19 protein-coding genes are annotated in these 21,771 nt (G+C 63.2%); 12 read left to right on the forward strand and 7 right to left on the reverse strand.

From position 1 onward, the window contains the following. Window positions 1–94: 94 nt before the first annotated feature. From ptsN to NKT35_RS00275, 8 genes are all read left to right on the forward strand, one after another. Entirely contained in the window at window positions 95–556 is a 462-nt protein-coding gene (gene ptsN / locus NKT35_RS00240; RefSeq protein WP_254297805.1) for a PTS IIA-like nitrogen regulatory protein PtsN, read from the forward strand. Next, entirely contained in the window at window positions 549–1,505 is a 957-nt protein-coding gene (gene hprK, locus NKT35_RS00245; protein WP_254297806.1) for an HPr(Ser) kinase/phosphatase, read from the forward strand. Before ptsN ends, hprK begins: the two co-directional genes overlap by 8 nt. Further along, on the forward strand, window positions 1,486–2,328 hold the full coding sequence (gene rapZ, locus NKT35_RS00250; RefSeq protein WP_254297807.1) for an RNase adapter RapZ: 843 nt from the start codon (window positions 1,486–1,488) through the stop codon (window positions 2,326–2,328). The genes hprK and rapZ overlap by 20 nt, the downstream gene beginning before the upstream one ends. A gap of 51 nt (window positions 2,329–2,379) precedes the next feature. Then, complete coding sequence (locus NKT35_RS00255) at window positions 2,380–2,991, forward strand: flavin prenyltransferase UbiX (protein ID WP_254297808.1); 612 nt, start codon at window positions 2,380–2,382, stop codon at window positions 2,989–2,991. Between the two features lie 2 nt (window positions 2,992–2,993). Further along, window positions 2,994–4,460, forward strand: a complete 1,467-nt coding sequence (locus NKT35_RS00260) for an NAD(P)H-hydrate dehydratase (protein ID WP_254297809.1) — start codon at window positions 2,994–2,996, stop codon at window positions 4,458–4,460. 70 nt (window positions 4,461–4,530) lie between these two features. Beyond that, window positions 4,531–5,466, forward strand: coding sequence for a DMT family transporter (locus NKT35_RS00265; RefSeq protein WP_254297810.1), 936 nt, complete (start codon window positions 4,531–4,533; stop codon window positions 5,464–5,466). A gap of 122 nt (window positions 5,467–5,588) precedes the next feature. Further along, complete coding sequence (locus tag NKT35_RS00270) at window positions 5,589–7,100, forward strand: sensor histidine kinase (protein WP_254297811.1); 1,512 nt, start codon at window positions 5,589–5,591, stop codon at window positions 7,098–7,100. Continuing rightward, window positions 7,097–8,689, forward strand: a complete 1,593-nt coding sequence (locus tag NKT35_RS00275) for a DUF3369 domain-containing protein (RefSeq protein WP_254297812.1) — start codon at window positions 7,097–7,099, stop codon at window positions 8,687–8,689. Before NKT35_RS00270 ends, NKT35_RS00275 begins: the two co-directional genes overlap by 4 nt. Before the next feature lie 77 nt (window positions 8,690–8,766). Here the strand turns inward: NKT35_RS00275 and bcaP are convergent, their stop codons facing one another. The 5 genes from bcaP to treP form a co-directional block, all read right to left on the reverse strand. Next, a complete protein-coding gene (bcaP, locus tag NKT35_RS00280) occupies window positions 8,767–10,155 on the reverse strand; it encodes a branched-chain amino acid transporter BcaP (protein WP_305883453.1) in 1,389 nt (462 codons plus the stop codon). Window positions 10,156–10,436: 281 nt separating this feature from the next. Continuing rightward, window positions 10,437–10,892, reverse strand: a complete 456-nt coding sequence (locus NKT35_RS00285) for a hypothetical protein (RefSeq protein WP_254297814.1) — start codon at window positions 10,890–10,892, stop codon at window positions 10,437–10,439. A 117-nt stretch (window positions 10,893–11,009) separates the two neighbouring features. Continuing rightward, window positions 11,010–12,281 (reverse strand): carbohydrate porin, encoded by a 1,272-nt coding sequence (locus tag NKT35_RS00290; protein ID WP_254297815.1) that lies wholly within the window; start codon window positions 12,279–12,281, stop codon window positions 11,010–11,012. A 108-nt stretch (window positions 12,282–12,389) separates the two neighbouring features. Continuing rightward, window positions 12,390–14,039: an alpha,alpha-phosphotrehalase gene (treC, locus tag NKT35_RS00295; RefSeq protein ID WP_254297816.1), complete on the reverse strand. Its 1,650-nt coding sequence runs from the start codon at window positions 14,037–14,039 to the stop codon at window positions 12,390–12,392. Next, on the reverse strand, window positions 14,032–15,486 hold the full coding sequence (treP, locus tag NKT35_RS00300) for a PTS system trehalose-specific EIIBC component (protein ID WP_254297817.1): 1,455 nt from the start codon (window positions 15,484–15,486) through the stop codon (window positions 14,032–14,034). The genes treC and treP overlap by 8 nt, the downstream gene beginning before the upstream one ends. Before the next feature lie 596 nt (window positions 15,487–16,082). Here treP and NKT35_RS00305 point away from each other — a divergent pair. After that, window positions 16,083–16,640 carry a hypothetical protein gene (locus tag NKT35_RS00305; protein WP_254297818.1) on the forward strand — a complete coding sequence of 186 codons (558 nt, stop codon included), beginning with the start codon at window positions 16,083–16,085 and terminating at the stop codon, window positions 16,638–16,640. A gap of 144 nt (window positions 16,641–16,784) precedes the next feature. Here NKT35_RS00305 and treR read toward each other — a convergent pair whose 3' ends face one another. Further along, window positions 16,785–17,498, reverse strand: a complete 714-nt coding sequence (gene treR / locus NKT35_RS00310) for a trehalose operon repressor (protein WP_254297819.1) — start codon at window positions 17,496–17,498, stop codon at window positions 16,785–16,787. Between the two features lie 69 nt (window positions 17,499–17,567). Beyond that, window positions 17,568–18,464, reverse strand: a complete 897-nt coding sequence (locus tag NKT35_RS00315) for a LysR family transcriptional regulator (protein ID WP_254297820.1) — start codon at window positions 18,462–18,464, stop codon at window positions 17,568–17,570. Window positions 18,465–18,590: 126 nt separating this feature from the next. On the opposite strand from NKT35_RS00315, the gene aceB reads away from it, so the two are divergent. The 3 genes from aceB (at window position 18,591) to NKT35_RS00330 (ending at window position 21,714) form a co-directional block, all read left to right on the forward strand. Then, window positions 18,591–20,186, forward strand: a complete 1,596-nt coding sequence (aceB, locus tag NKT35_RS00320; RefSeq protein WP_254297821.1) for a malate synthase A — start codon at window positions 18,591–18,593, stop codon at window positions 20,184–20,186. A 139-nt stretch (window positions 20,187–20,325) separates the two neighbouring features. Beyond that, complete coding sequence (locus NKT35_RS00325) at window positions 20,326–21,003, forward strand: SIMPL domain-containing protein (protein WP_254297822.1); 678 nt, start codon at window positions 20,326–20,328, stop codon at window positions 21,001–21,003. A gap of 99 nt (window positions 21,004–21,102) precedes the next feature. Continuing rightward, the gene (locus NKT35_RS00330; RefSeq protein ID WP_254297823.1) at window positions 21,103–21,714 is read left to right on the forward strand and encodes a glutathione S-transferase; all 612 of its coding nucleotides are present in this window, start codon (window positions 21,103–21,105) and stop codon (window positions 21,712–21,714) included. Window positions 21,715–21,771 lie beyond the last annotated feature (57 nt).

Genomic DNA, 21,771 nt, shown 5'->3' on the forward strand with positions numbered 1-21,771 from the left:
GTTCCCGTTTTTCTTTGCGCCTGCCGGTTTTCAGTACTATCAAGGCAACGTAGAATTCCAGCTTTCTCCCCAAGCCGCATGCATAACTAAAGATATGAACCTCATCGGCAAGATCCTGACCCCGGACCACGTGCTGCTGGATCTGGACGTCGCCAGCAAGAAGCGGGTGTTCGAGCAGGTGGGCCTGTTGGTGGAAAACACCCGCGGCATCGCCCGCAGCGAAATCTTCGACAGCCTGTTCAGCCGTGAAAAACTCGGCTCCACCGGGCTGGGCCAAGGCGTGGCCATTCCCCATGGCCGGGCCCGCGGCCTGAAGGAGGCCACCGGCGTATTCATCCGCCTGAAGGCCCCCATCCCCTTCGACGCGCCGGACGGCAAGCCCGTGCAATGCCTGTTCGTGCTGCTGGTGCCCGAGCACGCCACCGACCTGCATCTGCAAGTGCTGTCGGAACTGGCGCAGATGTTCTCCAGCCGCCAGATGCGCGAAAAGATGCTGACCATCACCATGCGCGACGAACTCTATCAGCTGCTCAGCGAGTGGACGCCCAATGCCTAGCATCACCGTACGCAGGCTGTATCAGGAAAACCAGCAAAAGCTCAACCTGACCTGGGTGGCCGGCACAGGCGGCGCCGACAATGTCATCGGCAACGATGAGCAGCGCCCCACCCTCGCCCTGGTGGGCCACCTCAACTTCATCCACCCCAACCGGGTGCAGGTGCTGGGCCTGGCCGAGGTGGACTATTTGAACAAGCTGGAGCAGTCCGCCGCCAAGACGGCGCTGGACCAGCTGTTCCACAAGAGCATGTCGGTGGTGATGGTGACCAACGGCCAGCCCGTGCCGCGGCTGCTGCGCGACTACTGCCACAGCCACAATGTGCCCTTGATGTGCAGCACGCTGGAAAGCCCCTATCTGATGGACGTGCTGCGCATTTACCTGGCGCGCGCCCTGGCGGTGTCCACCGTGCTGCACGGCGTATTCCTCGACGTGTTCGAGATCGGCGTGCTGATCATGGGCGATTCGGCGATGGGCAAGAGCGAACTGGCGCTGGAGCTGATCTCGCGCGGCCACGGCATGGTGGCGGACGACGCGGTGGAGCTGTACCGCATCGGCCCGGACACGCTGGAAGGCCGCTGCCCGCCGCTGCTGCGCGACTTCCTGGAAGTTCGTGGCCTCGGCATCCTCAATATCCGCACTATCTTCGGCGAAACCGCGGTGCGTCCCAAGAAGGTGCTGAAGCTGATCATCCACCTGGTCAAAGCCAACGATCAGGCGATGCAGGCGCTGGACCGGCTCAACATCCAGTCGGAAACCCAGGACATCATCGGCGTCACCGTGCGCAAGGTGGTGCTGCCCGTGGCCGCCGGCCGCAACCTGGCGGTGCTGGTGGAAGCCGCGGTGCGCAATTACATCCTGCAGCTGCGCGGCATAGACAGCACCCGGGAGTTCATCGAACGCCACACCAACTTCTTGAGAGACCAGGAAAATGCGCCTGATATTGATTAGCGGCCTGTCCGGCTCCGGCAAATCGGTGGCGCTGCGCGCGCTGGAGGATTCCGGCTTCTACTGCGTGGACAATCTCCCCGCCACCATGCTGCCCGAGGCGCTGGAGCTGTACGCCGACTTCGGCTACCAGGACATCGCCATCAGCGTGGACACCCGCTCAGGCCCCTCGCTGGGCGCCCTGCCCGACGTTGTGGCGCAACTGCGCGCGCAAAACATAGACGTGCGCCTGCTGTTTCTGGAGGCTCGCCCGGAAACGCTGGTCAAGCGCTTTTCCGAAACCCGGCGCCGCCATCCCCTGTCCGGCGCCGGCATCACGGTGGAGGAAGCGATCCAGGTCGAACAGGAAATGCTCAGCGATGTGCCGGAACTCGGCACCCGCATCGACACCAGCGAGCTGTCGGCCAACGCCCTGCGCAGCTGGGTGCGCGAACTGGTCGACGCCGACTCCGGCAAGCTGACGCTGATCTTCCAATCCTTCGGCTTCAAACATGGCGTGCCGCAAGACGCAGACTTCGTCTTCGACGTCCGCTGCCTGCCCAACCCGCACTACGACCAAGCCTTGCGCCCGTTCACCGGCCGCGATCAGCCCATCATCGACTTCTTCGCCAAGCACTCGGAAGTGGCGGAGATGATAGCCGACATCCAGGCCATGATCGCCAAGTGGCTGCCCTGCTACAACAAGGAAAACCGCAGCTATCTGACGGTGGCCATCGGCTGCACCGGCGGCCAGCACCGCTCGGTGTTCATCGCCGAAAACCTGGCCCGCGCCTTCGCCGGCAAGCAGGTGCTGGTGCGCCACCGCCAGCTGTATCGCGATCACTGATCGATCCGCGCCCCCGCCCAAGCCGGCGGGCGGCGCACGCAGGAGACAAGAATGCCACCCCGCCCTCAAACCGTCACCGTCGCGCTGACCGGCGCGTCCGGCTTGCCCTATGGCCTGCGCCTGATCGACACCCTGCTCGCCGCCGGCGTGCGGACCTGGGTGCTGTATTCGCAAGCCGCCCAGATTGTGGCCAAGCAGGAGATGGACCTGACCCTGCCCTCGCGTCCGGCCGAGATGAAAGCCTGGCTGCTGTCCCGCCACCCTGTCGATCCCGCGCTGCTCGAGGTCTATGGCCGCGAAGAATGGTTCGCGCCCGCCGCTTCCGGCTCCAACCCGCCCGACGCCATGGTGGTCTGCCCCTGCTCCATGGGCACCCTGGCCGCCATCCGCCACGGCATGAGCGACAATCTGATCGAACGCGCCGCCGACGTCTGCATCAAGGAAGGCCGCAAAGTGGTGCTGGTGCCGCGCGAGACGCCCTTGTCGGCCATCCACTTGGAAAACATGCTGGATCTGGCGCGAATGGGCGTCGTGATCCTGCCCCCGGCGCCGGGCTTCTATACTCATCCCAAAACCGTGGACGATATGGTGGACTTCGTGGTGTCGCGCGTGCTCGACCAGATCGGCGTCGAGCATGCCCTGACCCCACGCTGGGGAGAATAAACATGCAAGGCAAGCCGATACTCAGCCTGGAAGCGCTGCGGCGGCTGGAAGCCGACGCCGAGGCGGCGGGCCTGGGGCTGATGCGCCGCGCCGCGCTGGCGACCGCCGACTGGGTGTGCCGGCACACCCCGCCCGGCAGCCGGCTGCTGATCTGCGCCGGCCCCGGCAATAACGGCGGCGACGCCCTGTACGCCGCGCTGGAATTGCAGCAGCGCGATTATCTGATTGATGTTTACCAGCCCGCCCCGCCTGCCAGCGCCGCGTGCCAGGAGGCGCGGGAACAGGCTGAACTCTCCGGCCTGCCCATGCTGGCGAGCTTGCAGCCGGACTACGAGCCGCCCGCCTTGCTGATCGACGGCCTGTTCGGCGTCGGCCTGTCGCGCCCGCTGGACGAAGCTTGGCGGCAACGCATCGCCATGCTCAATCAGTTGGGCTGCCCAGCGCTGGCGCTGGACTGCCCCAGCGGCCTGGACCCCTACACCGGCCACCCGCAGGGCGCAGCCATCCGCGCCGAACACACCCTGACTTTTCTATGCCATAAACCCGGCTTGTTCTGCGGCCCTGGCGCCGACCTGGCCGGACGCGTGGAATTGGCCGATCTCGACTGCCCGCCGACGCTCTACCCCCAGGCGGAAGGCGCATTGAACGAGCCCTCCGCCGCCGCGCTCGCCCGCCCCAGAGACAGCCACAAAGGCAGCTACGGCACGGTCAGCATCATAGGCGGCGCGCCCGGCATGCTGGGCGCCATCCTGCTGGCGGGGCGCAGCGCCCTGCTCAACGGCGCCGGCAAAGTGTTTTTGTGCTCGCTGGACGATCGCCTGCCGGTCGACCCAGTCGCGCCGGAATTGATGATACGCCCGGTGGACGAGTCCGCAGACCTACCCGGCGCCGACGTATTCGCCATCGGGCCCGGCCTGGGACAACAGGAGCTGGCCGAAGGCCTGCTGCGACACACGCTTACGCTGCCGGGCCCGCTGGTGCTGGACGCCGACGCGCTCAATCTCATCGCCGCCGACCATACGCTGGCGGACATGCTGGCGGCCAGAGGCCATCCTGCCGTATTGACACCCCATCCCGCCGAAGCGGCCCGCCTGCTGAATATCGATACCGCGGAAATCCAAAGCAACCGCCCGCTCTACGCCCGCAAGCTGGCCGTGCGCTTCAACTGCGTGGTGGTGCTGAAGGGCGCGGGCAGCCTGATCGTCCGGCCGGACGGCTTTTATCTGGTCAACGCCAGCGGCGGACCCGCGCTGGCCGCCGCCGGCCAGGGCGATGTGCTGACCGGCCTGATCGCCGCCCTGCTGGCCCAAGGCATGCCAGCCTTCGAGAGCGCCGCCCTCGCCGTGCATGTGCATAGCCAGGCCGGCGATGATTACCGGCGCGAAAGCGGCGGCCCCATAGGACTGACCGCATCGGAAACCGCCCGCCGCGCCAGCCAGGCGCTGAACCGGCGGCTGAGCGGCGGCTGACGCCCGCTTTGCCGCCAGCGGCGCTTATGGTTAACATGTTCCGGGCAAGCCCATCACCCGGAGAGCCGAGTTGTCGCCGCAACACCATCAGAAAAAAGCCTATGCCTTCGGGCTGGGCGCCGTGCTGGCCTGGTCCACCGTCGCCAGCGCCTTCAAGCTCAGCCTGCAGTACCTCTCCCCCATGCAGCTGGTGCTGTACGCCAGCATCGCCTCGCTGCTCTCCCTGTTGTCCATTCTGGCTTGGCAGAAAAGACTGCCGGAATGGATCGCCGCATTCCGCCTTCACTGGAAAAGCTCGCTGCTGTTCGGCGCGCTCAATCCCTTCGCTTATTACCTGGTGCTGTTCCAGGCTTATTCTCTGCTGCCGGCGCAAGAAGCCCAGGCGATCAACTACACCTGGGCGCTGACCATGACGCTGCTGGCGGTGCCGCTGCTGGGGCAGAAACTGCGGCCGCGCGATGCCGCCGCCGCCCTGGTCTGCTATTTGGGCGTATTGGTGATAGGCACCCGCGGCCAGTTGCTGGAACTGCATTTTTCCAATCAGCTCGGCGTGCTGCTGGCCCTGGGCTCCACCCTGCTGTGGGCCGGCTACTGGATCTTCAACACCCGCGACGCGCGCGAGCCGGTGCTCGGCCTGGCGCTCAATTTCGCCTGCAGCCTGCCGCTGAGCCTGGCCTGGTGCGCCTGGCACGGCCAGCTCGCCCTGCCCGCCTGGCAAGGCCTGGCCGGCGCAGCCTATGTCGGCGCGCTGGAGATGGGATTCACCTTCGTTTTATGGCTGTCGGCGATGAAGCTCACCCGCAGCACCGCCAGCATCGCCAATCTGATTTTCCTATCGCCGATGGTTTCATTGCTGCTGATCCACCTGATCGTCGGCGAACCCATCTTGAGCTCCACCTTGGGCGGGCTGGCCTTGATTCTGGGAGGGCTGCTGCTGCAAAAGCTCCCGCTCAAAGCCCAGGCCGATACCAGGCTCGAGCCGCCCTCAGCGCGCGATCTTAACTGATCGTAAGAAAGCAGGAACGATCCCAGATAGCAATTCACGCTCGCGCCGCCTAGGATTCACTGTGAGGGTACGAATCAACAGGCACCATGAAAAGCATCAAGACAAGGTTAATGCTATGGCTGATGGCATGGATCACTACCATTCTGGGATCGACGGGGCTGTACTTCTATTTGCATGACTACAGCATAGACCAGAACGATTTCCAGACTCAGCGCTCGGCAGTTCAATCCAGGCTTTCGCTGTCCCTGCCGCACGGCATTTGGCAGCTGGACGATGAGAACGTCCGCCTGGCGCTGGACAGCGAATTGAGCTGGCCGTCGGTGATCGCCATCAACGTCAAGGGAGAAAGCGGCCTGAACCTGGGCCGCACGCGCGACGGCAACGGCAATCTGCGGGACATGCTGCCCAACGAACGCCCCAAGACCGACGACATACTGAACATCCCCATCATTTATCAGGGCAAAGAACACCTGGGCACCGCCACGGTCTATCTCTCGCACGACGCCTTGCGCGCCCGCGAAGACCAGCACCTGATCACCATCGTGGCCCAGATCGTGCTCTTGGACGGCTTGATCTTCTTCATCATGTCGTTCAACCTGCGCCGCTTCATCTTCCAGCCGCTGGCCAAGCTGCAGCAGGCGCTGAACACCGCCATCCGCGCGCCGGACGCCACCGGGGCGCAGATCACCCACCTGGCCGACGACGAGATCGGCGCCATCGTCAACGGTTTCAACCGAATCGTGGCCCGCACCGCCGCCGACCTGGTGAAGCGGACCGCCGCCGAGGCCATCGCGCGCGAAGAAAAGGAAAAGGCACAGCACGCCTACAGCCAATTGATGGCCACGCAGGAAACGCTGGTGGAGGCGGAAAAGATGGCCTCGCTGGGCAGCCTGGTGGCCGGCGTCGCCCACGAAATCAACACGCCGGTGGGCATCACGCTGACGGCGGCCTCGCATCTGGGCACCGCCACCTCGCACATCACCGGCAAGCTGGACAGCGGCAACATCAAGAAGAGCGATTTCCAGAGCTATCTGGAAACCGCCCAGGAATGCTGCGAGCTGATCTTGGCCAATTCCGAACGCGCCGCCAACCTGATCCACAGCTTCAAGCAGGTGGCGGTGGACCAGACCAGCGAGGCGCGCCGCAGCTTTCATCTGCATGACTACCTGAACGAAGTGATCACCAGCCTGAAGCCGCGCTTCAAGCACACCAAGGTGAGCATAGACATTCAATGCGAAGAGGATATCCTGTTGGACAGTTACCCCGGCGCGCTGGCGCAAGTGCTGACCAATCTGGTGGTCAATGCCTTGATTCATGGCTATGAGGGCGGCGAAATCGCCGGCGCCATCGTGATAGAAGCGCACCGCAACGACAACCAGCATGTTTCGCTCAATATATCCGACAACGGCAAAGGCATCGCGCCGGAGAACGTAGGCCGCATCTTCGAGCCCTTCTTCACCACCCGCCGCGGCAGCGGCGGCAGCGGCCTGGGCCTCAATATCGTCTACAACATCGTAAGGCAAAGGCTGGGCGGCAATATCGAAGTCCACAGCGAGCAAGGACAAGGCACCCGCTTCACCCTGGAAATGCCCTGCATCGCCCCCACCGTCCAACACAAGGAGAATGTGGCATGAGCACCGAGAGCTTGCCTCCCGAAGAGGACAACTGGCTGCTGGACGACAACGACGGCGACGAAACCCCGCGCCCATCCGAAACGCGCAAGCCATGGAAGGTGCTGATCGTCGACGACGAGAAAGACGTGCACACCGCCACCCGCATCGCCCTGCGCGGCATCAGCTACAAAGAGCGGCCGCTGGAGCTGCTGAGCGCGTACAGCGGCGGCGAAGCCTTCCAGATGCTGCAAAAGCACGCCGACATCGCGCTGATCATGCTGGACGTGGTGATGGAAAGTGAAGACGCCGGCCTGCGGCTGGTGCACCGCATCCGCGAGGAGCTGAACAACAGCGTGGTGCGCATCGTGCTGCGCACCGGCCAGCCCGGCCAGGCGCCGGAGCAGGAAGTCATCCTCAACTACGACATCAACGATTACAAAACCAAAACCGAACTGACCACGCAGAAGCTGTTCACCACCACCATCGCCTCCTTGCGCGCCTACGAAAACATGGTGTCGCTGGAGAAAAACCGCCAGGGCCTGGCCAAAATTCTGGAAAGCGCCTCCGACCTGTACCAACTGCACTCGCTGCGCGAATTCGCTTCCGGCGTGCTGCGCCAGATCAGCGCACTGCTGGACATCGGCACCGACGGCATTCTGTGCGTGCGCAATGAAAACCACAGCGGCCGGCCGGAGCTGGAAATCCTGGCGGTGTCCGGGTCCTATGAATACCTGGCCGAGGCCGGCGACCTGTCGTCCGAACCCAAGCTGGCGGAAGTGATCCATCGCGCCTTCAAGGAAAAGCGCAGCATCTTCCAGCATCCCTACGATGTGCTTTACATCGCCTCGCGCAATCGCCGCGAGTTCGCCGTGCACTTCATGCCGCAATGGCCGCTGGAAAGCGTGGAGCGCGATCTGCTGGACGTATTCTGCCAGCGCATCTCGGCCGCTTACGACAATCTCTACCTATACAACCAGCTGCGCAGCGCCCAGGAGGCCACCGTGGTGGCGCTGGCGGACCTGGCGGAATTCCGCGACACCGACACCGGCGACCATGTGCTGCGGGTGCAGAAGCTGACCGACGCCATCGCGGCGGAAATGATGGCCGAAAACCACTACCCGGAGCTGATGCACCGCGAGTTCATGGACATGGTGGGCATGGCCAGCATTCTGCACGATATCGGCAAAGTCGCCATTCCGGACCACATCCTGCTCAAACCCGGCAAGCTGGACCCGGAAGAGCGCGAGGTGATGGAGCAGCATGCCGCCATCGGCGCGCAAATCCTGCTCAAGTCGGCGCAGATGGTGGAAGGGACCAGCTATCTGTCCCTTGGGTCGGAAATCGCCGGCGGCCATCATGAGCATTTCGATGGCAATGGCTATCCGCACAAAATCAAGGGGCAGGACATCCCCCTCTCAGCCCGCATCGTCGCCGTGGTCGATGTCTTCGACGCCCTGCTCAACAAGCGCCCTTACAAGGAGCCGTGGAGCATGGAAGACACGATGAAATACATCAACGGACGGGCCGGCAGCCAGTTCGATCCCCATGTGGTGCAGGCCTTGTCCAAACTGGTGGAAGAAGACCGCCTGCCGGTGAAGTTCGGAGAGTGATCAAAAGCCCCTGCCCATGAACGAAAAAGCCCGCCGAATCCGGCGGGCTTTGTCTTGAGGCAAAAACGGAGGATCGCTTAAGCCGGCTTGTGCAGCAAGGAGTTGCGGCGCGAGTAGCCGAAGTACACCACCAGGCCGATCAACAGCCAGGCGGCGAAGCAAGTCCAGGTCAGCAAGGACAGCTGGGTCATCAGGAAGCCGCAGCACAGGATGGCCAGCGCCGGAATGGTCGGCACCGCCGGGCAGACGAATTTGCGCGGCAGGTTAGGCTCGCGCTTGCGCAGCACGATCACCGACAGCGAGATCAGGGTGAAGGCGGCCAGCGTGCCGATGTTCACCAGCTCGGCCAGCGTGTGCAACGGCACGAAGCCGGCCAGCAAGGCGATGACGCAGCCGATCAGCCAGGTGGCCTTGTACGGGGTGCCGTACTTGGGATTCACTTCCGAGAAGATCTTCGGCAGCAGGCCGTCGCGGCTCATGGCGAACAGGATGCGGGTCTGGCCGTAGGTCATCACCAGGATCACCGTCATCATGCCCAGAATGGCGCCCAGATCGACGAAACCGGCGAACCAGTCCAGCTTGGCCACCTGCAGCGCCAGCGACACCGGATGATCCACGCCGGCGAACTGCATGTAGGGCACGATGCCGGTCATGATGGCGGCCACGATCACATACAGCAGCGAACAGATGCCCAGAGACCAGATCACGCCGCGCGGAATATCCTTGGCCGGGTCCTTCACCTCTTCGGCCGCGCAGGTCACCGCGTCAAAACCGATGAAGCTGAAGAATACGATGGCCGCGCCATGGAACACGCCGGAGAAGCCGAAAGGCAGCGCCGGTTGCCAGTTGGCCGGCTTGACGTGCCACACGCCGATGGCGATGAACAGCAGCACCACGGCCACCTTGATCAGCACCACCACATTGTTGACGCGCTTGGATTCCTTGATGCCGAAGGCCAGCAGCGCGGTAATGACGATGGCGATGGTGAAGGCCGGCAGATTGAACAAGGTGGCCTTGCCCGGCACCGAGCCGGCGGCGGCGGTCAGCGCCTCAGGCAGCTTGACGCCAAAACCGGCCAGCAAGCTCTGGAAATAGCCCGACCAGCCCACCGACACGGCGGACGAGGCCAACAGGTACTCCAGCAGCAAGTCCCAGCCTATGATCCAGGCGATCAGTTCGCCCAAGGTGGCGTAAGCGTAGGTGTAGGTGGAGCCGGAAACCGGCAACATGGAGGCGAACTCGGCATAGCACATCGCCGCGAAGCCACAGGCGAAGGCGCTGATGACGAAGGAGAGCACCAGGCCGGGGCCGGCGATGGTGGCGCCGGTGCCGGTCAGCACGAAAATGCCGGTGCCGATGATGGCGCCGATGCCCAGCATGGTAAGGTCGAACGCGGAGAGCTCCTTCCGAAGCCCGCGCGAAGTCTGAGCGGTTTCCAGCATGCCCTGGACGCTCTTCTTGCGCATCAAACTCATTTCTTACTGTCCCGTATATCGCCCACACCCGGTCGCGGCCGCCCACAAAGAGGCAAGCCGAAACGACAAGACGCCCGCTGTCCAGGCGGGCGCCTCATACTCGGATTAGGCTGTGTAAAGTGATCTGATTTGTCCCTCAGCCGCCGTCCCGTCTTGTCAATTTGCGGGCCATGTCAGCGAAGGCTTTCGATACTACCTCAGGAGACCGTCGCCACAATGCGGGAAAACAGCAATGTCACAAATAACAGCATTCAGCATTCATTAAATTTTTATTACTGCGGCAGCGACATCCTGTCCAGCAAACGCCTCGCCGCCGCCTCCTGCCGCGCCCGGGAACGATCGCCATCCAGCCGCTCGCGGCCGCGCCACACTACGCCGCCCTCCTGATCGCGCACGGTCAGCTCCAGCATCGGCCAGGTTTCCAGGCGATACGGCGGACCGCGCCAGCCGTCTTCATCGCGCCAACCATATGGCTGAGAGACCCATTGCTGATCCTGGCTTTCCGTGAAGCACAGCCGCCACGCGCCGTGGGGATTTTCCTCCAAACCGCGCAAGGCCAAGCGCGTCGCCACCCAGTCGCGCCAGCCGCCGGCCGCATCGCCCGACGGCAAACACTCCAGCCGCACGCCGTCGGCCTGCGTCGGCGCAGATGCGGCGCCGCCATCGGCCCAGGCCAAGCTTGCGCACATGCATGCGGCGGCCCAGCCGCCCATTCGATACCGCCTCATCGCCGCCCTCCCTCATCGAGAATCCCTATCCAGCACAGACCGCCGCCCAAACGCAAAGTGCCGCGACATATGTCGCAGCACCGTAAACCCGCCTGCGCAAAACCGCTCAAGCCGCGCTTACCACCAAGCTTCGATCTGCGCGCCGAAAGTCGTGGCCTGGGTGCGGCCATTGGCGGCAAAACTGGTCAGATTGGCCTGCGCCGCCGCATTGTTCCAATTGTAATGGCTGACATACAGCCGCAGCTCCGGCCGGGTCCAGAAATCGGTGTTCGGCGCGAAGGCCACCGCCAGCGTCGCCTTGTTCAGCCGCTGCAGCGGCTGGCTGTCGGCATCGCGGCTGGTCAGGCCGATTTCGGTCAGCAGCTTGACGTTGGCCGCCACGCCGTAGGACAGCCGTCCGCCCACGGTGGCGTCGCGGTATTTGGCAGCATTGTCCGGCGCTGTCGTCTGCCAGCCCAGCAGCGCCTGGCCGCCGAAGCGCCCGCGCTGCCAGTCCAGCACGTCGGCGATGCGGCTCTGCCGCGCGCCGGCCTGCGCCGCCCCACTATTGTCCAGATTGTAGAACTGGCCGGACAGCGAGGCGTGGCCGCTGGAGGTTTGCAGGAACAAGGAGTTGTTGACGCCCTGCGCCAGGAAGTCCTTCTGATTATGCAGCAGGCCCAGCGCCGCGCCCGGCTTGCCGATGGCGAAGTCGCCGCTGATGGCCGCGCCGGTCAAGGTCAGCTTGCCGCCGGGGTTGGTGTCGATGCCGGTCAGCTGGAAGTTGGCGCGGCGCGCGTTATTGGGCGTGGCATTGTCATTGGCGTAGCTGCCGGACGAAGACACCGACAGATTCAGCTTGGCCTTGCCGACGGCGATGCCGTCCACGCCGGCGCCGTAGTTGTCGCCGTCCTGCATCAGCCAGTTGTCCACGATATGGATGTCCTGGATGCGGTGGTAGCGCTGGCCGGCCCACAAGGTCAGATTGGGCGCGAACTCCAGCCCGCTGATGTAGCCGTAGACCTGGGAAGCGCTGGTCTTGCCGTTGTAGATGGTGGGCATCACGTAAGCGCCCCAGCTGACGCCATTGCCCAGCGTCCACTTCTTGCCGATGCCGAACTCTATATAAGTATCGCCCTCGTTGCCGAGGCGGAAATGCTGCAGATCGCCGCCCAGCTGGTATTGGCCCTTGGGCTGATTGTCGCCGGAGCTGCCGTAGAAGCCGCTGCGCAGATAGCCGTCAAACTGGAAGCCCATCTCGTCCAGCGCCTGCTTCACCGCGCCGCTCAGTTGCTCGGCGCTGATCTGCGGCGCTGGTGCGGCGGCCGGCGCATCGTCGGCCCAGGCCGGCAGGCAGGTCCCCAGCAGCGGCAGCAGCACGCACAGCCAGTTGATGGTTTTCGTCCTCATTCTCATCTCCTTGTCCCAATGGATGATGGCGCCCGTTTTCTTCGGGCAAAGCTCCGCCCTGCCGGCTTGCCAGCCGGCATGAGGGGAGGTGTTAGGGGGATGGCGCGCTTAGATCGCGGCTGGCGGCGTCGCCCGGTACAGCAGCGAATGCCAGGGCCTTAGCTGGCCGTCCATCTGCGGCGGATAGTTGGACAACAGCAGCTCCAATACCCAGCCAGCCGGCACCAGCTCAGCCGGGCGCGGACAAAGGAGCTCGTCGCCGCCGAAGTGGTTGATTGCCAGCAGCATCTCGTCGCCGCAGCGGCGGGTGTAGACCCACAGGCTGGGATGGTCCGGCGTCAAGCAGCGGTAGTCGCCATCCGCGAACACCCGATACTGCTTGCGCAGCTGGATCAAGCGCCGGTAGTGGTGCAGCGTGGACTGTTTGTCGCCGATGGCGGCTGCCACATTGATTTCGGCCGCATCCGCCGCCACGGCCAGCCACGGCTCGGCTGCGCTGAAACCGGTATGCGGGCCGTCATCCCACTGCATCGGCGTGCGGGCGTTGTCGCGCGAGCGCTGGCGTATCACCGCCATCGCCTCGGCATCGCTGAAATCCTCCGCCAACAGCTGGCGATAGGCATTGAGGCTTTCCACGTCGCGCAGTTGGCCGATGTCGACGAAGCCCGGATCGGCCATGCCGATTTCCTCGCCCTGGTAGATATAGGGCGTGCCCTGCAGACCGTGCAGCGCGGTGGCCAGCATCTTGGCGGACTCGGTCCGGTAGCGGCCATCATCGCCAAAGCGCGACAGCGCGCGCGGCTGGTCGTGGTTGCACCAGAACAGCGCGTTCCAGCCGCCGCCGGCGTGCATTCCAATTTGCCAGTCGGACAGGATGCGCTTGAGCGCGATGAAGTCCACCCTCCCCGGCCGCCATTTCTGCCCATCCGGGTAATCCACCTTCAGATGGTGGAAGTTGAAGGTCATGCTCAGCTCGCCCCGCTCCGGCCGGCTGTAGGCGATGCAATGCTCCAGCGAGGTGGACGACATCTCGCCCACGGTCAGCAAGTCATGGCCGGCGAACACCTCGCGGTGCATCTGCTGCAGGTATTCATGCACGCGCGGGCCGTCGGTGTAAAAGTGGCGGCCGTCGCTGTCGTCCTCGGAAAACGCCGGGTCCTTGGAGATCAGGTTGATCACGTCCAGCCGGAAGCCGGCCACGCCCTTGTCGCGCCAGAAACGCATCATCTCGAACACGGCCTGGCGGAGCGCCGGGTTTTCCCAGTTGAGGTCAGCCTGGGTCTTATCGAATAGATGCAGGTAATACTGGCCGCTGGCTTCATCCCTCTCCCAGGCGTTGCCGCCGAATTTGGACTGCCAGTTGTTGGGCGCGTCGCGCCAGATGTAGAAATCGCGGTACGGGTTGCCCCTGCCCTGCAAGGCCTGCTGGAACCAGGCGTGTTCGGTGGAAGTGTGGTTGACCACGATGTCCAGCATCACGCCGATGCCGCGCCGCTTGGCCTCGGCCAGCAGCAACTCGAAATCCGCCATGCTGCCGTAGGCTGGATCGATGCTGTAGTAGTCGCTGACGTCGTAGCCGTTGTCGTGCTGCGGCGAGCGGTAGAACGGCGTCAGCCACAGATAGTCCACCCCCAACCAGGCCAGGTAGTCCAGCCGGTCCACCACGCCCAATAGATCGCCGGTGGCTTGCTTGCGATGGCTGCTGAAGCTCTTGGGGTAGATCTGGTACACCACCGCCTGTTTCATGTCCTTAGCCATTCTGCGCAGCCTCTTCCTGAGGAGCCGCGGCCAGCTGGCGGCGCGCCAGCAGCCAGGTCAGGCCGAAAGGCAGGATCAAGGCCACCAGCATGCCCGCCAGGAACAGAGGAATGTACTGCGGAATGATGGAGATGAAGGCCGGCAGGCCGCCGACGCCGATGGCGGAAGCCTTGACGTGGCCCAGGCTGATCAGCACCGCCGCGCAGGCGGAGCCGGCCAGCGCCGCGTAAAACGGCAGCTTGTAGCGCAGATTGACGCCGAACATCGCCGGCTCGGTGATGCCGAAGAAGGCCGATATCGCCGAGGTGGACGCCATATTCTTGTCGTTGACGCTCCTGGCCAGCCAGAACATCGCCAGCGCGGCGCTGCCCTGGGCGATATTGGACAGCGCGATCATCGGCCAGATGAAGGTGCCGCCCTGGCTGGCAATCAGCTGCAAGTCCACCGCGATGAACATGTGGTGCATGCCGGTCAGCACCAGCGGCGCGTACAGCGCGCCGAACAACGCCGCGCCCAGCCACGGCGCCAGATTGAACACATAAACCAGCGCGTCGGTGACGGCGATGCCCAGGTGGCGGGCCAAGGGGCCGATCACCGCCAAGGCCAGAAAACCGCTCACCGCGATGGTGACGATGGGCACCACCAGCAGCTGCACCGCGTTAGGCACCCGCGGCCGCAACCACAGCTCGACGCGGCACATCACCCAGGCAGCAGCCAGGATGGGCAGGATCTGGCCCTGGTAGCCCACCTTCTCGATATGCAGGCCAAACAGGTCGAAGTAAGGCACCGACGCGCCGTCCAGCCCGGCGGCCGCCTTGCCGTAGTTCCAGGCGTTGAGCAAGTCCGGATGCACCAGCAGCAGGCCCAGCACGATGCCCAGAATCTCGCTGCCGCCGAAGCGCTTGGCGGCCGACCAGCCCACCAGCGCCGGCAAAAACACGAAAGAGGTGTTGGCCATCATATTGATCAGCCCCCACAAGCCCGACAGGCCCGGATAGGCGTCCAACAGGCTCTTGTCCGCGATGAACATGCCCTTGGCGCCCAAGAGATTGTTGGCGCCCATAAGCAGGCCGGCGATGACGATGGCCGGCAAGATGGGCATGAACACGTCCGAAAACACCTTGACCAGCTGCTGCAGCCGGTTCTGCTTGGCGTCGCCGCTGGCCTTGACGTCGGCGATGGTGGCGCGCGCCACGCCGCCCTGCTTCACCATTTCGGCGTAGACGCGGTCCACGTCGCCGGCGCCGATGACGATCTGAAACACCCCGGCATTGCTGAAATGGCCCTTCACCAACTCCACCTGGCGCAGCGCGTCCCCGCTCACCTTGGATTCGTCGAGCAATGAAATGCGCAGCCGGGTAAGGCAGTGCGCCGCCTGGCGGATATTGGCCGCGCCGCCGATGTTTTGCAGTATCTGCGCGGCGATCGCTTGATAGTCGTGACTCATCGTCCCTCCCTGTCCCTTTGTCGCGGCGGCGGGTCAACGCCCATTCACGATGCCCGAAATCCGCCTGTTCGTGGTGATTGTCTGCATGGCAATCAAGGGCAAATTAACTCGTACATACGAGATGGTCAACACTCGTCTGTACGAGTTTGCGAAAAGTCAAACCGACTGCCGCCATTTCGCAACAGCGGCAAAACAAAGGCCCGGGCGGATGACTCCGCACCGGGCCTGTCTCATTCAATCCATTCTACGATTAGCGGTGGACCGCCCTGCGGGGCATCCACCCTACAAATACCGTCTCCCGTAGGGCGGAATCCCGGCTTTGCCGGGAGTTCCGCCGGGTTGCGACCATCAATATCCGGAGCACATAGCGCCCCCCCATTCCCAGCTGGCAGGGGAATATTTTCCCTTCAGCGCATCCGGCAAGTACACAGCCACTGGCAAATGGTGTATTTCGTCCAGCTTTAAGCCAAAACAATAAGCGACATATACGCTATCACAATGATTTAAATATGAAAATCTTTACAGCATATTTCTTGCGGGCCAAAATATGATGGCCGCCCGACATTTCGGGTTGCTAAGTAATAATTAGGACTCCCATGTCGAATCTCACCATTTTCCTCCGCCAAGTCCGCAGCCGCTCGCGGGAGCATCTGCAAGCAATGGGACTACTTGCCAGCGCCAGACTTGCAGGGCAAATGGTTGCCGTGCTGCGGCAAGAACTAGATTCAATGGTCCGTGTGATTTACTTGCTCACGCAAAACTCAGAGCGCCGGGAACTACTAATCGGCGCGTCAGTACGCGGCGAGAAATGGTCGCAAGAAGCTTCGCGCGCGAAGGTCACGGATAGGGAAATGGTTGAGCTTGCTCAGTCACTTCAAGGTTGGACACAGGCCGTGTACAAATTCGGGTGTGCATTCATCCATCTGTCCGGCCTTCACGACTATAACGACCGAGATCCGTTGTCACAACTACCTACCGAAGAACGCAGGGACATCTTGGAGCACTGCAGGTATTACCATGGTGGTCCTGCTGCCGAACGCTTTGAAGACCTCGTTCCGTATCTGCCTAGCATCCTCGAGAAGATCGCGAAAAACCTTGAGTGCTACCTTGAGTCTTTGGAAAATGGCGAGATGCTGGATACGAACGATGTTTAACATTCCGCTCCAGCCGGCCATCAGCCAGTTACGCTATCTGCCTTCGGCTGAGCCATCCAATATATGCGCACACCTGCCCGATGAGCCCAGCTCCCGGGGCTTGCGCCATGATGACTCCGAGCACGCAAGTACTACTGAAAAATACTACCGCCTAGCAATATCCGTAAAATAAAACTTGTCCAAACGATGGCGCGACTCGGTGTATTCGAACAGCCTGCCGTCGTAGAGGTGGGTCAGGTTTTTGACCACGATGACGTGATCCATGCCGTTCAGGTCCAGGTAGCGGCGGTCGTCGTCGTTGCAGGGCTGGGCCTCGATGATGCGCTGGGCGTAGCTGATGGTCAGCCCCAGCTCCTGTTCGATGTAGCGGTAGATGGAACCGGCGGCGATGTCTTCCGTCAGGCCGGGGATCAGTTCGGCGACGAAGTGGTTGACGTCCAGAATCACGTTTTCGCCGTCGATATTGCGCACCCGCTTGATCCGGACGATCTCCTCTCCTTCCGCCAGGCCGGTGGCCTGAGCCAGCGGTGCGTCCACCGGCGCATTCGCCAGCTCCGCCACGCGGGAAACCACTTGGCGGCCCATGCGCTCGTTCATTTCCTGGAAGCTGACGATGCCGCTGAGGTGAAATTCGATATTGCCCGGCTTGAGCACGAACATGCCCTTGCCGTGGATTTTCTGCACGTAGCCGCGTTCCTGCAGCATGTCCACCGCCTTGCGCACGGTTCCGCGGCTGGCCTGATAGCTTTGCATCAACTCGGATTCGGACGGGATGCGCTCGCCCTGGGCGTAACGCTGGTTGTCGATATCGGCGGCGATATCGGAATAGATCTGATGGTATTTGTTCACTTTATTCATCTTCGGATCGCGCGGCCCCTCGCGCGGCAAGGCCTTACCTTAACAAGACCGCGGCGACGCGGCAAACCGCTAGTCCCAATAGCCGGCCTGGGCATAGGTTTTCTTGAGATGCTCGATGAAGTGCCGGACCCGCGCCGGCAGCAGACGGCGCTGCGGCACCACGGCGTAAACCGGATAGTCCGGCGAGGCGAAATCATCCAGCACCGTCGCCAAGCGTCCATCCGACAAGTCGTTCTTCACCTCCCACAAAGAACGCCAAGCCAGGCCCAGCCCCTGCAAAGCCCAATCATGCAGCACCGCGCCGTCATTGCACTCCAGCCCGCCGGACACTTTCAAGTTCACCAGCCGGCCATCCGCCATGAAACTCCAGCCGCGGCTCTGGCTCTCGCCCAGCGACAGGCAGTTGTGGCGCTGTAAATCCTCAAGCGAGCGCGGCACGCCATGGCTGGCCAGATAGGCCGGCGCGGCCACCACCACGCGGCGGTTCTCCGCCAGGCGGATGGCCACCAGGCTGGAATCGGCCAGATCGGAAATGCGGATGGCGCAATCGATGCGGTCGCGCTGCAAGTCCACCAGCCGGTCCGACAGGTCCAAGGTCACCTTCACCTCGGGATGCAGGCGCTGGAAGGCGGCCACATGCGGCGCCACATGGCGGCGGCCGAAGCCAGCCGGCGCAGACAAGCGCAAATGGCCGCGCGCCTTGCCGCTGCCGGAGGCCACCGCCGCCTCGGCCTCTGACAATTCGGCCAGGATGCGCTGGCAATCTTCATAGAAAGCCTCGCCCTCCTGCGTCGGCGCCACGCTGCGGGTGGTGCGCACCAACAGGCGCACGCCCAGCCGCTCCTCCAAGGCGTCCAGACGCCGCCCCACCATGGCCGGCACCACGCCCAGCTGCCGCGCGGCTGCCGACAAACTGCCCAGGCCCAGCACGGCGACAAAGGTTTCCAGCTGCTTCAACTCGCTCATTAGCTACCTAAAAGTAAAAAATGTTATGCCATTCTCGTCATTTCTTTTTACTTTCCAGCAGAATAGACTGTCAATCATTGCAATGCAGCAAAACCGTCTATTCCCCTCTCAAACAGGAGCAAGCGCATGGCAGTCAAGCTACCGCAGGGCGTGGAAGTTCTCGCCGACATCACCCCGGCCTACGCCGAGATCCTCACCCCCGAAGCGCTGGAGTTCATCGCCAAGCTGCACCGCCGCTTCGAGGCCACGCGCCGCGAACGCATCGCCGCCCGCGCGACGCGCCAAGCCGAGCTGGACGCCGGCAAGCTGCCGGACTTCCTGCCGCAAACCGCCGCCGTGCGCGCCGGCGACTGGAAGATCGCCGCGCTGCCACAAGACCTGCTGGACCGCCGCGTGGAGATCACCGGCCCGGTTGAGCGCAAGATGATGATCAATGCGCTGAACTCCGGCGCCAAAAGCTTCATGGCGGATTTCGAGGACTCCAACTGTCCAAGCTGGGACAACCAGATTGCCGGCCAGATCAACGTCCGCGACGCCTATCGCAAAACCATTTCCTTCCAGAGCCCGGAAGGCAAGCAGTACCGGCTGAACGACAGCATCGCCACCCTGCTGCTGCGGCCGCGCGGCTGGCATTTGATGGAAAAGCACGTCAAGGTGGACGGCGAGATCGTATCCGGCAGCCTGTTCGACTTCGGCCTGTCCTTCTTCCATAACATCCATTACCTGCGCGAAAACGGCAGCGCCACCTATTACTACCTGCCGAAGATGGAAAGCCATCTGGAAGCGCGGCTGTGGAACGACGTGTTCGTGTTCGCCCAGAACGAACTCAGCGTCCCGCAAGGCACGATCAAGGCTACCGTGCTGATCGAAACTATTCTCGCCGCCTTCGAAATGGACGAAATCCTCTACGAGCTGCGCGAGCACTCCGCCGGCCTCAACGCCGGCCGCTGGGACTACATCTTCAGCTGCATCAAGAAATTCAAGCAGAACCGCGACTTCTGCCTGGCCAACCGCGCGCTGATCACCATGACCGTGCCCTTCATGCGCGCCTACGCCTTGCTGCTGCTGAAGACCTGCCACCACCGCCAGGCTCCGGCCATAGGCGGCATGGCGGCGCTGATTCCGATCAAGAACGACGCGGCCGCCAATGAAAAAGCGCTGGCCGGCGTGAAGGCGGACAAGGACCGCGACGCCACCGACGGCTACGACGGCGGCTGGGTGGCCCACCCGGGCCTGGTGCCTATCGCCGACGCCGCCTTCAGCGCCGTGCTGGACGACGCGCCCAACCAGATCGCCAAGCAACGCCCGGACGTGCAGGTTGCCGCCGCCGATTTGCTGAACTTCCAGCCGGAAGCGCCGATCACCGAGGCCGGCTTGTCGATGAACATCAATGTCGGCATCCAATACCTGGGGGCCTGGATTTCCGGCAACGGCTGCGTGCCCATCCATAACCTGATGGAAGACGCCGCCACCGCCGAGATCTCGCGCTCGCAGATCTGGCAATGGATACGCTCGCCCAAGGGCGTGCTGGACGACGGCCGCAAAGTGACGGTGGAACTGTTCCGCTCGCTGCAGGAGCGCGAGATCGCCAAGCTGAAGGCAGAATACGGCAGCCGCTGGACCCAGCAATACGAGGACGCGGCTAAGATGTTCGACCTCCTGACCACGTCGGACGATTTCGTCGAATTCCTGACGCTGCCCGGCTACGAATACATCGCCTGAACGGCATGCGATCTGTCCAAACGGCCCACTCGGGCCGTTTTTGTTTTCCATTCGTCATCCATTGCCGCTACAGTCTTGGGGAACCCAGACCGCATTCCCCCTATCCAAGCTGGATTGCTCGCATGCCCAAGGAGGCAAGATGAAACCGCAAGTCCTCTGCTCCATCCTCGCTCTCGCCGCGCCGCTGGCCTTCGCCGACGGCATCCAGCTCAATTTGTCCGCCAATGCGCAGCGCGAAGTGGCCAACGACCAGATCAGCGCCTCGCTGTATGTGCAACAAAGCAACAGCCAGGCCGCCGTCCTGGCCGACAAATTGAACAAGATCACCGCCAACGGCCTGGCCATCGGCCGCAACTACGGCAAAGTCCAGCTGTCCACCGGCAGCTACAACACCTGGCCCAGCTATGACAAAAACGGCAAGATCTCCGGCTGGCAAGGCCGCGCCGAGATCAACCTGAAAAGCCGCGACTTCGCCCAGGCCGCCGAGTTGATCGCCAAATTGCAACAGACCATGCTGCTGGAAGGCGTGCAATTCGGCGTGTCCGACGAAGCCCGCCGCGCCGCCGAGCAAAGCATGATTCCCGAAGCCATCGCCAACCTGAAACAGCAGGCGGAAGTGGCCGCCAAGGCGCTGGACAAAAGCGTGGTGGACATCCGCCAGCTGGACATCGGCCAACAAAACCACAGTTTCCGCCCCCCGGTCATGATGATGAAAGCGGCCGCCGCGCCGGCCGCGGAATCGGTCAGCCAGCCGGATCTGCAACCCGGCCAAAGCCAGCTGCAGTTGCAGGTCAGCGGCAAAGTGGAGCTCAAGTAGGGCTTTCAGCGCCGGGCGGCTTGCGCTAAAGTAAGCACTGCTGATCCGAGGGACCGATCAGCGCCCGCCCTCCGACCGACCATTCCATCGCTCCAAAACATGAAACTGATCGCGTCTTTGACCAGCCCCTACGCCCGCAAGGTGCGCATCGTGCTGGCGGAAAAGAAAATCGACTGCCCGCTGGAGGAAGATGTGCCCTGGAACGCGGACACCCGCGTCGCCGAGTACAATCCCCTGGGCAAAGTGCCGGTGCTGGAGCTGGATGACGGCTCCACCCTGTACGACTCCCGCGTCATCGTCGAGTATCTGGAGAACAGCTCGCCGGTCTCGCGCCTGTTGCCGCAAGACAACCGCCAGCTGATCGGCGCCCGCCGCTGGGAAGCGCTGGCGGACGGCATCATCGACGCCATGGTGGCCATCGTGCTGGAGCGCCGCCGGCCGCCGGAGAAACAGATGGAGGAAGTGGTGGAGCGCCAGCGCGGCAAAATACTGCGCGGCCTGTCCACGCTGTCTGAAGACCTGGGCGAAAAGCCTTGGTGCACCAGCCACGGCTACAGCCTGGCCGACATCGCCGTCGGCTGCTGCCTGGGCTATCTGGATTTCCGCGCGCCGGAGATCGACTGGCGGTCCGCGCATCCTAATCTGGACGCTCTGCTGCAGAGACTGTACGCGCGCCCCTCCTTCCAGGACACCGAACCGCCCACAGCCTGATCGCGACGACGCCCAACAAAAAAACGCCACCGCTCATCCGGTGGCGTTTTCGTTTGC

The organism is Chromobacterium sp. IIBBL 290-4, from assembly GCF_024207115.1.
Taxonomy (GTDB): domain Bacteria; phylum Pseudomonadota; class Gammaproteobacteria; order Burkholderiales; family Chromobacteriaceae; genus Chromobacterium.

Bases quoted from the DNA above. Each gene is read 5' to 3' on its own strand.
- ptsN (WP_254297805.1), top strand. From the start codon at position 95: ATGAACCTCATCGGCAAGATCCTGACCCCGGACCACGTGCTGCTGGAT.
- hprK (WP_254297806.1), top strand. From the start codon at position 549: ATGCCTAGCATCACCGTACGCAGGCTGTATCAGGAAAACCAGCAAAAG.
- rapZ (WP_254297807.1), top strand. From the start codon at position 1,486: ATGCGCCTGATATTGATTAGCGGCCTGTCCGGCTCCGGCAAATCGGTG.
- NKT35_RS00255 (WP_254297808.1), top strand. From the start codon at position 2,380: ATGCCACCCCGCCCTCAAACCGTCACCGTCGCGCTGACCGGCGCGTCC.
- NKT35_RS00260 (WP_254297809.1), top strand. From the start codon at position 2,994: ATGCAAGGCAAGCCGATACTCAGCCTGGAAGCGCTGCGGCGGCTGGAA.
- NKT35_RS00270 (WP_254297811.1), top strand. From the start codon at position 5,589: ATGGCATGGATCACTACCATTCTGGGATCGACGGGGCTGTACTTCTAT.
- NKT35_RS00275 (WP_254297812.1), top strand. From the start codon at position 7,097: ATGAGCACCGAGAGCTTGCCTCCCGAAGAGGACAACTGGCTGCTGGAC.
- bcaP (WP_305883453.1), bottom strand. From the start codon at position 10,155: ATGCGCAAGAAGAGCGTCCAGGGCATGCTGGAAACCGCTCAGACTTCG.
- NKT35_RS00285 (WP_254297814.1), bottom strand. From the start codon at position 10,892: ATGAGGCGGTATCGAATGGGCGGCTGGGCCGCCGCATGCATGTGCGCA.
- NKT35_RS00290 (WP_254297815.1), bottom strand. From the start codon at position 12,281: ATGAGGACGAAAACCATCAACTGGCTGTGCGTGCTGCTGCCGCTGCTG.
- treC (WP_254297816.1), bottom strand. From the start codon at position 14,039: ATGGCTAAGGACATGAAACAGGCGGTGGTGTACCAGATCTACCCCAAG.
- treP (WP_254297817.1), bottom strand. From the start codon at position 15,486: ATGAGTCACGACTATCAAGCGATCGCCGCGCAGATACTGCAAAACATC.
- NKT35_RS00305 (WP_254297818.1), top strand. From the start codon at position 16,083: ATGTCGAATCTCACCATTTTCCTCCGCCAAGTCCGCAGCCGCTCGCGG.
- treR (WP_254297819.1), bottom strand. From the start codon at position 17,498: ATGAATAAAGTGAACAAATACCATCAGATCTATTCCGATATCGCCGCC.
- NKT35_RS00315 (WP_254297820.1), bottom strand. From the start codon at position 18,464: ATGAGCGAGTTGAAGCAGCTGGAAACCTTTGTCGCCGTGCTGGGCCTG.
- aceB (WP_254297821.1), top strand. From the start codon at position 18,591: ATGGCAGTCAAGCTACCGCAGGGCGTGGAAGTTCTCGCCGACATCACC.
- NKT35_RS00325 (WP_254297822.1), top strand. From the start codon at position 20,326: ATGAAACCGCAAGTCCTCTGCTCCATCCTCGCTCTCGCCGCGCCGCTG.
- NKT35_RS00330 (WP_254297823.1), top strand. From the start codon at position 21,103: ATGAAACTGATCGCGTCTTTGACCAGCCCCTACGCCCGCAAGGTGCGC.